Source organism: Bacillus sp. 95MFCvi2.1, from assembly GCF_000374965.1.
Classification (GTDB): domain Bacteria; phylum Bacillota; class Bacilli; order Bacillales; family Bacillaceae_G; genus Bacillus_A; species Bacillus_A pseudomycoides.
Map to the genome: position 1 here is coordinate 1 of NZ_KB895723.1, position 12,937 is coordinate 12,937.

Annotated in this window: 9 protein-coding genes and 6 pseudogenes; 4 read left to right on the top strand and 11 right to left on the bottom strand. The window is 31.3% G+C overall.

The window, feature by feature from the left end; translation table 11 throughout:
* The 9 genes and pseudogenes from C568_RS33760 to C568_RS0126480 form a co-directional block, all read right to left on the bottom strand.
* Positions 1–568 (bottom strand): annotated as a pseudogene (locus tag C568_RS33760) (IS6 family transposase); the annotation flags it as partial.
* A gap of 98 nt (positions 569–666) precedes the next feature.
* A complete protein-coding gene (locus C568_RS0126455) occupies positions 667–1,323 on the bottom strand; it encodes an amidase domain-containing protein (protein ID WP_018783218.1) in 657 nt (218 codons plus the stop codon).
* Between the two features lie 468 nt (positions 1,324–1,791).
* Positions 1,792–1,965, bottom strand: a pseudogene (locus C568_RS35800) (IS6 family transposase); the annotation flags it as partial.
* A gap of 253 nt (positions 1,966–2,218) precedes the next feature.
* Positions 2,219–2,527 (bottom strand): annotated as a pseudogene (locus tag C568_RS31325) (recombinase family protein); the annotation flags it as partial.
* Between the two features lie 397 nt (positions 2,528–2,924).
* A pseudogene (locus tag C568_RS35805) lies at positions 2,925–3,122 on the bottom strand (Tn3 family transposase); the annotation flags it as partial.
* An 8-nt stretch (positions 3,123–3,130) separates the two neighbouring features.
* Positions 3,131–3,631, bottom strand: coding sequence for a GNAT family N-acetyltransferase (locus C568_RS0126465; protein WP_018783220.1), 501 nt, complete (start codon positions 3,629–3,631; stop codon positions 3,131–3,133).
* 159 nt (positions 3,632–3,790) lie between these two features.
* Positions 3,791–4,093 carry a hypothetical protein gene (locus C568_RS35810; RefSeq protein WP_018783221.1) on the bottom strand — a complete coding sequence of 101 codons (303 nt, stop codon included), beginning with the start codon at positions 4,091–4,093 and terminating at the stop codon, positions 3,791–3,793.
* Between the two features lie 724 nt (positions 4,094–4,817).
* Positions 4,818–5,156, bottom strand: a complete 339-nt coding sequence (locus tag C568_RS0126475; RefSeq protein ID WP_002107182.1) for a hypothetical protein — start codon at positions 5,154–5,156, stop codon at positions 4,818–4,820.
* Positions 5,157–5,160: 4 nt separating this feature from the next.
* The gene (locus C568_RS0126480) at positions 5,161–5,358 is read right to left on the bottom strand and encodes a helix-turn-helix transcriptional regulator (RefSeq protein WP_018783222.1); all 198 of its coding nucleotides are present in this window, start codon (positions 5,356–5,358) and stop codon (positions 5,161–5,163) included.
* A gap of 293 nt (positions 5,359–5,651) precedes the next feature.
* On the opposite strand from C568_RS0126480, the gene C568_RS0126485 reads away from it, so the two are divergent.
* On the top strand, positions 5,652–7,085 hold the full coding sequence (locus C568_RS0126485; protein ID WP_018783223.1) for an IS4 family transposase: 1,434 nt from the start codon (positions 5,652–5,654) through the stop codon (positions 7,083–7,085).
* Between the two features lie 218 nt (positions 7,086–7,303).
* A pseudogene (locus C568_RS32185) lies at positions 7,304–7,863 on the top strand (tyrosine-type recombinase/integrase).
* A gap of 100 nt (positions 7,864–7,963) precedes the next feature.
* Here the strand turns inward: C568_RS32185 and C568_RS0126495 are convergent.
* Positions 7,964–8,638 carry an S-layer homology domain-containing protein gene (locus C568_RS0126495; protein ID WP_018783224.1) on the bottom strand — a complete coding sequence of 225 codons (675 nt, stop codon included), beginning with the start codon at positions 8,636–8,638 and terminating at the stop codon, positions 7,964–7,966.
* A 775-nt stretch (positions 8,639–9,413) separates the two neighbouring features.
* Positions 9,414–10,058, bottom strand: a complete 645-nt coding sequence (locus tag C568_RS0126505; RefSeq protein ID WP_018767543.1) for a F0F1 ATP synthase subunit alpha — start codon at positions 10,056–10,058, stop codon at positions 9,414–9,416.
* 741 nt (positions 10,059–10,799) lie between these two features.
* Between C568_RS0126505 and C568_RS0126510 the strand changes: the two genes are divergently transcribed.
* Both C568_RS0126510 and C568_RS33775 read left to right on the top strand, forming a co-directional pair.
* The gene (locus tag C568_RS0126510) at positions 10,800–12,464 is read left to right on the top strand and encodes a M4 family metallopeptidase (RefSeq protein WP_018783226.1); all 1,665 of its coding nucleotides are present in this window, start codon (positions 10,800–10,802) and stop codon (positions 12,462–12,464) included.
* Positions 12,465–12,677: 213 nt separating this feature from the next.
* Positions 12,678–12,872 (top strand): annotated as a pseudogene (locus C568_RS33775) (IS4 family transposase); the annotation flags it as partial.
* Positions 12,873–12,937 lie beyond the last annotated feature (65 nt).

The following is a 12,937-nucleotide window of genomic DNA, read 5'->3' on the forward strand; positions in this document are numbered from 1 at the left end:
TCAATCCTAACATCGAACGAACTCGCTTTTTAATAAACCGATGATCTTGTTCCACTATGTTATTGAGATATTTCACTTGCCTTAGTTGGATGCCTAATGGCATCTTTTTTTCTTTTCTCAATTCTTCAACTGCTATAGGATAAGCTGGATTCTTATCGACTGTCACGACACGAGGCTCAGAAATATGAAAAGACTGCAAAGCTTTCTTGAAGAATCGCTTTGCAGCCTTGTGGTTTCTTGCTTTGCTTAGGTAAAAATCGATGGTGTTTCCTTTCGAATCGACAGCACGATACAGGTACATCCATTAACCTTTGACCTTCACATACGTCTCATCAACTCGCCAAGAATCATTGGTTGTCTTAAGATGACACCTTAATCGCTCATCTAATTCAGGGCCATATTGATGAACCCAGCGCATGATGGTTGTATAAGCAATAAATAGCCCGCGTTCTTCCATCATTTCGACTAAATCACGAAAACGGAGGTTGTATCGTAGATACCATCTTACGGTTAATAAAATAATATCAGGTTGATAATGTTTCCACTTGAATAGATTTTGTTTTTTCATACTGATCACGTCCTTTTTTAGAGTACTAGTATCAGTATGTCCAAGTTTGGGAGATTACTTCCAGATATTTCGAATTTTTTGCAACAGAACCGTGATTCTTACCTAGAAAATTTAATTACTCGGAAATTATCTCCTTGTATATTTCTAATATCTAAAGCTTCTCTATCGTTAGTATGTCCTGTTAAATAAACAGTTTCTGAATCCTTTTTTACTACAAACATTGCATGATAGTAACTTCCTCCTGATTTTTTTTGAAGTTGTATAACATCTCCAACTTCAATATCTCTCATAATATTTAATTTATCTGGTGTAATTACTTTTTGAGTATTACTCCAAAAGGTATAAAAATCTTCGACGTTTATCCATGTGCTAGATTCAGTAAAAATATTATCTCCTTGTTTTTTGCTGTACCAGTAATTTTTATTTGAATCAATTCCTGAAGGTTGTATAGTTGATGGAAGTGTTTCTTTTATTCCGCCAGCTTTTAGAATTTGAGAGACATAATTCATACAATCATTTGGATCCCATTTTGCATAATCAGGATTCCTATTATTCCACCAGTTATTTACATAATCTAATGCATTTTTTATATTAAGTTGTTGATTTTCGTTTAAGTTATTAGTAGCTAATTCATCTTGGCTTTTTTGATAATTATCTATTGTTGATGCTAAAGCAATTGTACTGTCTAGCGGATTTTGAGTGACCAAAATACCAAAAAATAATGTTGTGCACATTATTTTTTTCTTAAATTTCATACAAACCTCTCCTTACTGTTGATTTTTTGAATTTAAGTATATTGTGTTAGTGATATCGCGTACATTTTATTTAATTAAGAGATTCCTTTGTTTTATTTTTTTAATAGGCTATTTATGTTAATCCGAAATAAAATTTATTAAATACGGGTTATTTTTATATTCTACAATAAACCTAATATTTGTAAATTTTTCTGCGAATTAACGGAGAAACCTTTTAAAAAAAGTTGAGAAACAATTGTTATAAATAATAACCCATTTAATTCTATTATAATTCCTCATAAACATTATTTTGGGGTCCAGCCGCACATCCATCAACTTAAGGATTTGGACTATTCTTGTAGTTAAAAGCACGTTACCATTCTCTTATATTAATGAGAAAGGGGGACGTGCTTCTTATGAATATGCATCAAAAGGTTCTGTTGCAGAGTTTCTTAAGAGATAAAAATTTAGGTTGAGCGCAATTGAATCTCAAGCAATTGTAAGTAACTTTTGCAATTCATTGTACGTTGAAAAACCGCAGTTTGGTCGCAAACGGCGGTTTTGTTTATATATAGCATGAATGGTTTCGATTCCTTTCAAGGTACGTGAAGCATGACGAAGATTTTGAAATCCTGCGGATTGGGAAAAACGTCGCTTGATATGGTTCTGGTGCAAAAAATCTATAAAACTTGGACATACTGATACTATTACTCTAAAAAGGTGTGTGATCGGTATGGAAAAGAAAAATTTGTTCAAATGGAAGCACTATCAGCCTGATATTATCTTATACGGGATCAATCTGTCCAAAATCAGAAAGAGTTCATCCATCAATTGTTTGAACTTGTGGCATAAAATACAATTCTGTTAGGAATATATGCGTTTTACTGGTTTTCATTTTATCTTTGCACCAGAACCTTTTTCCGTGTGCTGTTGTTGTATCAAGCCAAGCTTTTTTTAGACTTTTCAAGTTTACTCCTTTTTGAGAAATGAGTTCGGCAATTTCAATTAAATCTTTTGTAGAACGAGAAAGACGAGTCAAATCTGTTACTACTACTGTATCTCCTTGGCGTAGAAATTCTAACATACGATTCAACTCAGGACGATCTCGTTTAACTCCTGTTATTTTTTCAAAGAAAATACGCTCACAACCGGCTTCTTTTAATTGTTGTTCTTGGCGATCTAAATTTTGATCAATCGTAGACACTCGCATATATCCAAATTTCATGTAATTCTTCCTTTTTTTATTTTTATTGTATCAAAAATGTCTTTTATTATATATTGTTACAAATAATTTTGTTACACATTTTTGTTACGCCGAGATTGCTGGTTTACTTGACTTCATATTTTGATACAAACTGCTGTAACAAAAATGGTCGTTTTAGTTACAATCCTTAGCTTACAAAAATCAAGGTTTTCACTTCCGAAAAATGTCTTAACGTGGTTTTTATGTCATTTGGCTGGCGGGACCCCATGCCCATCAAGCTAAGGTTGGGTCTTCCATGAACTTCCGTTCTTGTTGCCTACATGGACTCACCATATCAAAAAAAGAAAATTGTACGTTTAGAAACAATTTAGACAAAAATTAACCGGTTCACTATACGTTAAGGAACCGGTCGCCTATTTTATTGCTTTTTCATTGAATCCTTATCTTGTAACGGACGTAGATTATTAACGTTTGTTTTTTTCTTCAAGCTCCATACATAATCACCCGTTAATGTGATATGTTCCCAACCAAGGGGAGATAGGTGTTAAAGATACTCCTCAGGAATATCTACTCCCTTTGAGCGCAAAGCCTCTACTGCACGTGATATAATTAGCGAAATTAATTCTAAGCATTAGGCAATCCACATTCCATTTGCCGACTCTTAGTTTTAAATCCAAGTTTTTCATAGAAACTTATAGCCTTCTCGTTAAACTCTAAAACATTTAACTCTACACTGATTGCCTGTATTTCTTTTGCATACTCAAATGCTTTCTGAACCAATGTTTTTCCTATTCCTGTTCCTCGACATATTTTACTTACACCAATATTGCGGATAAAGAGGATTTTTCGCTCAAGTAATATTGGATTATTGGCTAATTCTTTAATATCTAAAATCATGTAAGCAAGAACCTCTTTATTATTGTCCTCTACTACAAATACCTCTACGGTTCTGTCGTTAAGCCATGCTTCGTACGTATTTCGTTCCAAAGAAACTAAAGTATCAGCGTATAAATCTGGTCTTCCTTCTATATGTAACTGTTGAACTTGTTTTTTTAATTTTGATATACCTTTAAAATCCTCGTCAGTTGCCATCCTCACTACAAACGGTAAAACTTCATTAGACATATTTAGTTCTCTCCTTAATATTTAATTTAAAATATAACCCTCTTTTAGCAACTTAACAATGAATACCTTATTCATGTAAGGTTAACATAACACCACTTATGGGTAAGCAATCTATCTTGAAACTTACTAAATTCACTTATAACACACATTATATATGAGTTAAATGAACATTATAGCCAAGAAAATAAAAGCAGTAAAAATATGGCTAAACGTAAACAGTATGCTTTCATTTGTAATTGAATGCGAAAGTTTGGAATTATGACGAATAATTTTTTTCATTATAGAACCATATAGGATTGAAATTACTATAAGTACAAATAGTAAAGTTAAAAATTTCATCCTATTATAGTCCACAGTTGTTGCTGTCATAATAGCAGGTTTTATGGCAAAGAAATATACCATTAGATACATAAAGACATTCAAAGTACTATATACTAAAAAATTTAAAATTTTTTTGTTCAAACTGATCCTCCTTCACCCTTCAATTAGTAATAAACTCATTTATGTGGAATTTTTATCCAACATATAGTATAGCATTTTAGAAGAACTCTTCTTAATTTAATTTACATAGTTGATTTTTTGAATACACTCTTTCTGTACCAAATCTTTTGTATTTTCATTAGAAAATATATATCCTTTAGATCATATCAGGTTGTTTGTAACGGTATACTTTTATAGACAATCCAAAGGCTCTCCACATCTTTGAATACGTAGTAATAAAAAGTGAATCAAAAGGTGTACCTGTTGATACTGTACAAACAAATTAGTAATAAATTTCTCAATATAGATATTGTCACTGATTTTAGATATAATATTCAAAATTAACAGTTAATGTAATATGATAAAAAAGTGATGGTTATCACCCTAGTTGTTTCTCCTTATGCCATAGATAAGACCGAGTTCTGTTCTTATCTTTTTTATTTATATATTTTCTCGGGGGATGAATAGGTAGACTTAATAGGGGTACAGCCGCATGCCCATCAAGCTAAGAAATTTTAGTACCCCCAAGTACAAAAAACGGTTATTCTTTCTAAACTAAACGAGCAAGATCAGAAAGGATAACCGTTTTTTGTGTTGATTTGGAATAAAGATTGATAAAAATAAGAATTTTAATAGTTATTAATCTATATACACAAATAAAACATTTAGAACGAATTAAACTGTTGGTAAACTATCTAAATAACAACTAAGCACTCATTTGCTTTCTATAATAAATATAAAAAATTCCATACATTAGCAAAAGAATAAGTAAAACTTGTATTTCAACATTTTCTTGTAAAATAGTAGCTATCGGTTCTGGAAGATATGGGGATTTTTGAGCACCACCTAGACCTAATGCTTTATTAAAAATTCCAATTATACAAAAGAAAAAGATCCCTGACCAACTTGCTATAATTGCTTTATGTTTAATATCTTTATCTCTTTCATCATCTTTAATCCAAGGAGCTGATCCTTTATCACTTGTAAAAAATCCATTAATATAAGCCCACAATATAGCCCCCACAAAATATACTAAATAATTCATAATTCTATACTCCTTTCTTAAAAAAAAGTTCATCTACTGTTGTATTCAATACTTCTGAAAGACTAAAAGCTAATTTTAATGTAGGATCATACTTATTATTTTCAATTGCATTGATTGTTTGTCTACTTACCCCACATTTATTAGCCAAGTGTTCTTGCGACAATCCCTTTTTCTCTCTCAAATCCTTTATAATATTTTTCATATCTCTTCTCCATTTTTCATAATCAAAATGTCAAAAGTTTTTTACATATCAATTGTAAAAAATCTCAATTGTATTGTCAAATGTTTTTGACATAACACATTAAATATATTTGTAACTTTTTAATGAAATTTGGTAAAAAAGACGGTGCTAATCCATATTTAAAAGTAAACAAAAAGAAGTTATAATATACGGGGCACGATACATTACTATCAACTTAAGATGAAATTATATCCATAATTTATAGAAAGCGTTATTCTTTTTGTAGAAATATACAGAAAGGATGGCGTTTTTTTATGAATCTATCGATTCAAGATGAGTTTCATTTGTTCGCTGAAGAACTACAGCGATATCTATCTCCACATATTCTTCAACAACTTGCACAAGAGACAGGTTTTGTAAAACGTAAAAGTAAGTATGGTGCACAAGATTTGGCTGCTTTATGTATTTGGATCAGTCAACATGTAGCAAGTGATTCCCTCACTCGATTATGTAGTCAACTTTATGCCAATACAGCTACACTCATGAGTCCAGAAGGACTTAATCAACGTTTTAACCGATGCGCTGTTATATTTCTACAGCGTGTATTCTCCCTTTTAGTCAAAAGCCAACTAAACGATTCGTCTCAAATCCAAAACCAATATACTTCTTATTTTCAACGTATACGTATTTTAGATGCTACTATTTTTCAAGTCCCTAATCATTTGGCTCCTATTTATCCTGGGTCAGGTGGATGTGCACAAACAGCCGGTATTAAAATTCAGCTAGAGTATGATTTACATAGTGGAAAATTCCTCAACTTTCAAATGGAGCCAGGTAAAAATAATGATAAAACCTTTGGTACAGATTGTTTAGATACCTTACGCACAGGAGATTTATGTATTCGAGATTTAGGATACTTTTCTCTAAAAGATTTAGACCAGATAGATCAACGAGGTGTATTCTATGTTTCACGGTTGAAATTAAATAATAGAGTATATGTAAAAAATGATTCTCCAGAATTCTTTCTGGATGGGACAGTAAAAAAGCAATCCCTACATGTTTTACTTAACCTTGAAGATATTATGCATCAGATAAAACCAGGAGATACTTATGAAATTCGGAATACCTATATTGGACAGAAAAAATTACCCTCACGAGTTGTAATATACAGACTGACATCGACTCAAACACATAAACGTAGGAAACAGCAAACCTATGTTGAAAAGAAAAAAGGAGTTACATACTCTGAAAAAAGTAAACGATTAACAGAAATCAACGTTTATATTACCAACATACCATGGGAAATTGTTCCGATGGAACAGGTTCATGATATCTACTCACTACGTTGGCAAATAGAGATTGTATTTAAAACATGGAAATCTCTTTTTGGTATCAATCATTGTCACAATATTAAGCGAGAGCGTCTAGAATGTCATCTTTATGGACAGTTGATCGCTATTTTTCTTTGTTCTTCCACTATGTTCAAAATGCGACAGCTGTTACTACAGAAAAAACAAAAAGAATTAAGTGAGTATAAAGCAATTTATATGATTCAAGATCATCTGTACTTAGTATATGAAGCTATACAACAAGACACCCAAGAAGTATCAAAAATTTTCCTTCGTCTGTTTGACTTCTTACAGAAAAACGGACGGAAATCCCATCGATATGAGAAAAAGACAGTTTTTGACATTTTAGGTGTCGTTTATCAGTTTACTGTATCCAATCTAAAGCAAAAAACTGCATAATCTTTAAAAATACACCGTATCAAGGTTTATTTGGTATGCGTATTTTTAAAAACAAATAAACAAATTATCAAGTATGTAGGCAACAAGAAAGGAAGTTCATAAAAGACTCAACCTTAGCTTGATGGGTATGTGACTTCACCCCAATTCCCCTGATATTATCAAAATCAGCAAGAAAAGTATACATTCAAAACAATATAAATAAAGAGGTATAGAAACACATGAACAAAAAAACACATCTCATTGATGTCCAACCCATCCGAAGTAAAGATCAGATTGAAGATATGAAATGGGCTCTTAAACGTCACTGTTCAGAAAGAGACTACATCTTATTCACGATTGGGATCAATACAGGTCTACGAGTAAGTGATCTACTTCAATTAGAGACTCATATGATTTTAAAATTAAAACGAAAACGTAGAAAAGAATTAAAAGTAAAAGAGGGAAAACGAAGAAAGAACGGATTATTAATCTTACTTCTATTTTTGACGAAGTATATCAACACGCCCAAACAGTAGAGAATACCTGGTTATTCCCTTCACGTAAAGGAAATCAACCCATTAGTAAAATCCAAGCCTATCGACAATTGCAAAAAGCCGGAGACTTTGCCGGTGTAGAATCCATTGGGACCCACACCATGCGCAAAACCTTCGGTTATTGGTTCTATAAACAAACAAAAGATGTAGCAATGTTGCAAGAAATACTAAATCACAATACACCACAAATTACTCTTAAATATATTGGAATCAATAAAGACGAAAAAGATAATTTCTATATCTAATCACATATGATCAACATAAGGAAAAATTTGATATACAATCAGATTTAAAAACAAATTCCTGCAAAGAAAAAACCAACTCGTATGAGCCAGTTTTAAATAGTTAGTTTACTTGGAGCGGCTTTGATGATGCTGAGATAGCTTTATATAAGAATACAGCCAACTGTTCACGTGTTACGAAACCCTCTGGATCAAATTTGTTATCACCTATACCACTAGTTATACCATTACTATATAAAATTTTAATCTCTTCACTTGCCCAGTGACCTTGCGTATCATTAAATTGATGATCAAATTTCCTAGTTAACCCAAAGGCAGTTCTAAACGAAACTGCAATTTCTGCTCGTTTTATATCGCGCTTAGGATCAAATTTTTCATCCTTCAGATAAGGAAAAATGCCATTATTGTATACTGCCACAATTTCCTTTTCAAAATTTGAACCATCTATGTCATTGAAAGGTTTAAGATTCTTATAAGGACCGTCAGGAACCTTAATCATTCTATATAAAAATACTGCTAATTCTTCACGTTTCACTTTATCTTTGGCACCAAAATAACCATTACCAAATCCTAGCATTATATTATGATCAGCCATGTACTGAATCTCTTTATACGCCCAATGCGATTGAGGTACATCTATAAAACTACTTGTTTGAGCGCTCGCTGCTTTTATATTCTGATTTGAGTTATTACTTGTTGTTTCAGCAAAAGAATTCTGCGCAAAAAAAGTCGAACCAAGTACCGCTGCACATACACCCGAAATAATTAATTTTTTCATTTTTTTCTCTCCTAATTATTATAATAATAAATATCTCTATATAATTATATGTACATATAATTATATAGCAACAAAAATTTATTTTTATATTTGGATGAAACAAATATATTAATCAAAAAAAAGAATCCCTTATTTCTTTTGGGATTCTTTTTCTAATTTCTAAGACTGCTCACATAAATGATCTGCACATCAATTCTTCTTTGATATACAGATCATTTGTATGATAATTTTTATAAATAATTGCGGAATAATAAACTTACATAAATGCTTTTAAAAGCTCTTGTACGAATGGAAGTACTCCACCTAAAAATTTTAAAACTGCCATTGCGATTGTCATGTTATTTCCTCCTCTTTAAATTTCTGAATATTAGGAATTCTATAAATTCATTATATTACAGATTTAAGAATATAACAATATCTTTTTTTATTCTCTCTAAGATTTCGAAATATGCCCATAACAACATTTTTTACGCCACATTTATTCATGATAATTAAGTTCACTTTTTTCGTTTTGGGGTGAATTTGTTTTCTTAAGTTGATGGGCATGGGGTGAAGTCAATATTTTAGGGGAAATGAATGTAAACAAATATTCAAAAGTTTATTTTCAGTTTTGTAAAAAAACAAAAAAGAACTTGTAGAAGGACTACAAGTTCTTTTTTTAGATAGTACTAATGTTAATGGTCAAACAATTTAAACAAATACATTAGGATTTTATATATTTGTTGGTTGGTATAACTGATAGAAAAGAATAACTAAAATAAATAATAATGTTTTACTAAGACCAAATCCATTGATCATCATTAGTTTGATTTGAAGTTTTCGATTCTTGAATTTTTTCAATGTTGTTTTCTATGCTCCAATTTATAGAACTTCCACCCCATTGTGCAAATTCCATATTATTTACTTTAACTTTGTCACCGACATTAAGTTTTTGTCCTTGTGTTAAGTAAACTTCTAGAATTTCATCTCCACCGTTGATTTTAGGATATTTAACAAGTACATAATCTATAGGTACGTCTACGTATTCATCAATTTTTCCTTTTTCACTAATTTCTCCTACTACATAATCAGGTCGACCATTTTCTTTTAAATGCATTCCTGGTGTTAATGATTTATTTTCAATAGAATTTGCAATCATATATTCAGTAAAATTACGCATCATTGTACCAGTAACTTTTACTTGATCTCCTATTTTTACATTTGGTATAGAATCAAAATTGATACTGATAGGATCTGTATATTGTTTTGATTCTACAAATATAACATTATTACTAATCTCAACTACACGACCTTCAATTGTTGATATATTTGATTCAATAGAAGCTGCACTAGCTTTTGTTACTTCTAATCCTGGTAAATTTGTTCCTGCAAGTGCTGCAGCTCCTAATGCACCAGCTAAAATGATTTTTTTCATACCCATTTTATAACATCTCCATTCATGTTGTAATTTTAATATTAACCTTACTGTAACTGTTATAGTTACAGTAATAATGATTATCAACTATAAATTATATGCAATATTACATATTAAAAAAGTAGAACATTGAAATTTAGTGTTTTAAAAATGAAAGCAAATTAATATTCAAAAGTTTACTTTCATTTTTATTGTTTTTATAACTAATTTTCTCAATATAGATATCATATTTATTTATGGTTTTAATATTAAAAATTTCCAGAAATTACAATATAATAGAAATGTGATGGTTATCACCCTATTGTTTTCTCCTTATGCTAAAGATAAGATCGAGTCCTTGATCTTATCTTTTTTGCTGTGAAGAAAATAAATTATAAATGTACGTTTTAAGAACATAGTTTTTGAGATGAGTATTAGGAAAGTTTTTTTACAAAAAACAGGCGAAAGTCGCTTGTTATTCGATTGTCCCAAAATAATCGTTTTGGGGACAATTCAAAATCTTAGCTTGCTGGGCATGTGGTGGGACCCAAATATGCAAAATTGCATATTTATTATGAAAATCCAGAAAACTCAACACTTTAAGGTCTTGTACAACCAAAATTACAGGTAAACAGATTGAAATAATATGAATTATTTCCCATTTTTTACAATTGACTACCTTTACAGAATGTATATGTATATATATAATTTTCAAAAAATATAAATATTCTGTTTAAAACAGGATGTAAAAACAAAGGAGACAGAAATATGAAAACAAAGAAACAAAGTTTAGTAGTTTTATTGTCAGCTGGTATTGTTGCTACATCAATTAGTTTACCGACATCTAGCTATGCAGCTACATCAAATAATGTGCTGTCTACAGAGAAGTATAATGAGGCTATCAAGTCTACAGAGTTTATTTCTGGACAGCTGACTACACCATCTTCAACAAAAACTGAGGATGTAGTATTTCGATATGTTGATGAAAATAAGGACAAATATAAACTAGGTACCAAAAGTGCTAAAGAATCATTCACTGTAAAGAAACAAGAAGATGATACGTTAGGAGCAAAAGTTGTTCGATTACAACAAACATATAATGGTGTTCCAGTATGGGGATCTACACAAGTTGCACATGTTGATAATAAAGGAGTATTAACTGTTTTTTCAGGAACTGTTATTCCTGATTTAGACCAAAAATTACAACAACCAAATCAAAAAATTTCTGCCAATGAAGCAGTGTCCTTTGCTGAAAAGGAACTAGGATTTAAACCAAACTATGATGTGAAACCAACATCTGAACTTGTAGTATATGCAAAAGATGACACAGTATCCTATGCATATTATGTTCATTTAGGATTTTTATCCCCACAACCAGGTAGCCATGATTATTTTGTTGAAGCAGAGACTGGAAAAATCCTAGACCATATTGAAGTCTTACATGCAGCAAAAAATCCAAGAAATATTACCGAAACAGTAACAACTGGGACAGGGAAAGATTCATTTGGAAATACCAAAAATTTGAACCTCTTAAAATCTAATAATACTTATTATTTAGCAGATAAAACGCGTGGACAGGGAATTTATACGTATGATGCACAAAATCAAGGAAGTGATGATGACACTTCGTTTCTTCCAGGTGTCCTTTTTAGTAATAACACTAACAGTTTTACAAGCAAAAATGCACAAGCAGCTGTAGATGCTCATACTTATGCAGGAATGGTATATGATTATTATAAAAAAGTTCAGGGAAGAAACTCCTATGACGGAAATGGGGCTAAAATTGTTTCATCTGTTCATTTTGGACAACAGTATGGAAACGCATTTTGGAGTCCGGAACTAAAACAAATGGTATATGGGGATGGAGATGGATCAACACGTTCATTTACAGCTGCAATTGATGCTGTTGGCCATGAACTAACACATGCAGTTACAGAGTCATCATCCAATTTAATATATCAAGATGAATCTGGCGCACTTAATGAAGCAATGTCAGATATTTTCGGTACATTAATTGAATATTATAATAATTCAAAACCTGATTATTTAATTGGGGAAGATTTATTCTTCCAATCAGGACAAGCCCTTCGTTCTATGAGCGATCCAACACAATACGGTGATCCAGACCATTATTCTAAACGTTATACAGGAACAAATCAAAGCAAATTAGTACACACAAATAGTGGGATTATCAATAAAGCAGCGTATCTCGTTGCAGAGGGTGGTACTCATTATGGGGTAACTGTAAATGGTATTGGTAAAGATAAAATGGGTAAAATCTTTTATCGCGCAAATACTCAATATCTAACAGAATCGGCAACATTTTCTCAAGCAAGACAAGCCCTTGTACAGTCCGCCGCAGATTTATATGGAACACAATCAGCTGAGGTTACTTCCGTAAATAAAGCATTTGATGCTGTTGGTGTTAAATAATTTTTATTTAACATAAAAAGATCCCTGAAATGGGGTACCGCCCCATCGCTATCAAGCTAACTAAACTAAATTTCCTTAAAGTGAAAAAATACGCTATTCTTTCTGTAGAATCATAGGAAAGGATGGCGTTTTTGATGAACTAGAATTGTTTTCTAAAGAGTTGCAACGATATATGTCACCTGATGATTTAGAGAAATTAGCTAGAGAGATAGGATTTTTAAAACATTGAAATCATTTTTTCGTATTCATCATTGTAATTCTGTAAAATTAGAACGATTAGAATGTCACTTATACGGACAATTAATAAGTATCCTTCTTTGTTCCTCCACCATGTTTCAAATGCGTCAATTACTCCTCATCAAGAAGAAACGAGAATTAAGCGAATATAAAGCGATTTATATTATTAGGCTATGTTTTAAATAGATGTTGAAAATTAATATATTAATAGAAGATATACTATAATTAAGCCATAT

Bases quoted from the DNA above. Each gene is read 5' to 3' on its own strand.
- C568_RS0126485 (WP_018783223.1), top strand. From the start codon at position 5,652: ATGAATCTATCGATTCAAGATGAGTTTCATTTGTTCGCTGAAGAACTA.
- C568_RS0126480 (WP_018783222.1), bottom strand. From the start codon at position 5,358: ATGAAAAATATTATAAAGGATTTGAGAGAGAAAAAGGGATTGTCGCAA.
- C568_RS0126475 (WP_002107182.1), bottom strand. From the start codon at position 5,156: ATGAATTATTTAGTATATTTTGTGGGGGCTATATTGTGGGCTTATATT.
- C568_RS0126455 (WP_018783218.1), bottom strand. From the start codon at position 1,323: ATGAAATTTAAGAAAAAAATAATGTGCACAACATTATTTTTTGGTATT.
- C568_RS0126465 (WP_018783220.1), bottom strand. From the start codon at position 3,631: ATGTCTAATGAAGTTTTACCGTTTGTAGTGAGGATGGCAACTGACGAG.
- C568_RS0126510 (WP_018783226.1), top strand. From the start codon at position 10,800: ATGAAAACAAAGAAACAAAGTTTAGTAGTTTTATTGTCAGCTGGTATT.
- C568_RS0126505 (WP_018767543.1), bottom strand. From the start codon at position 10,058: ATGGGTATGAAAAAAATCATTTTAGCTGGTGCATTAGGAGCTGCAGCA.
- C568_RS0126495 (WP_018783224.1), bottom strand. From the start codon at position 8,638: ATGAAAAAATTAATTATTTCGGGTGTATGTGCAGCGGTACTTGGTTCG.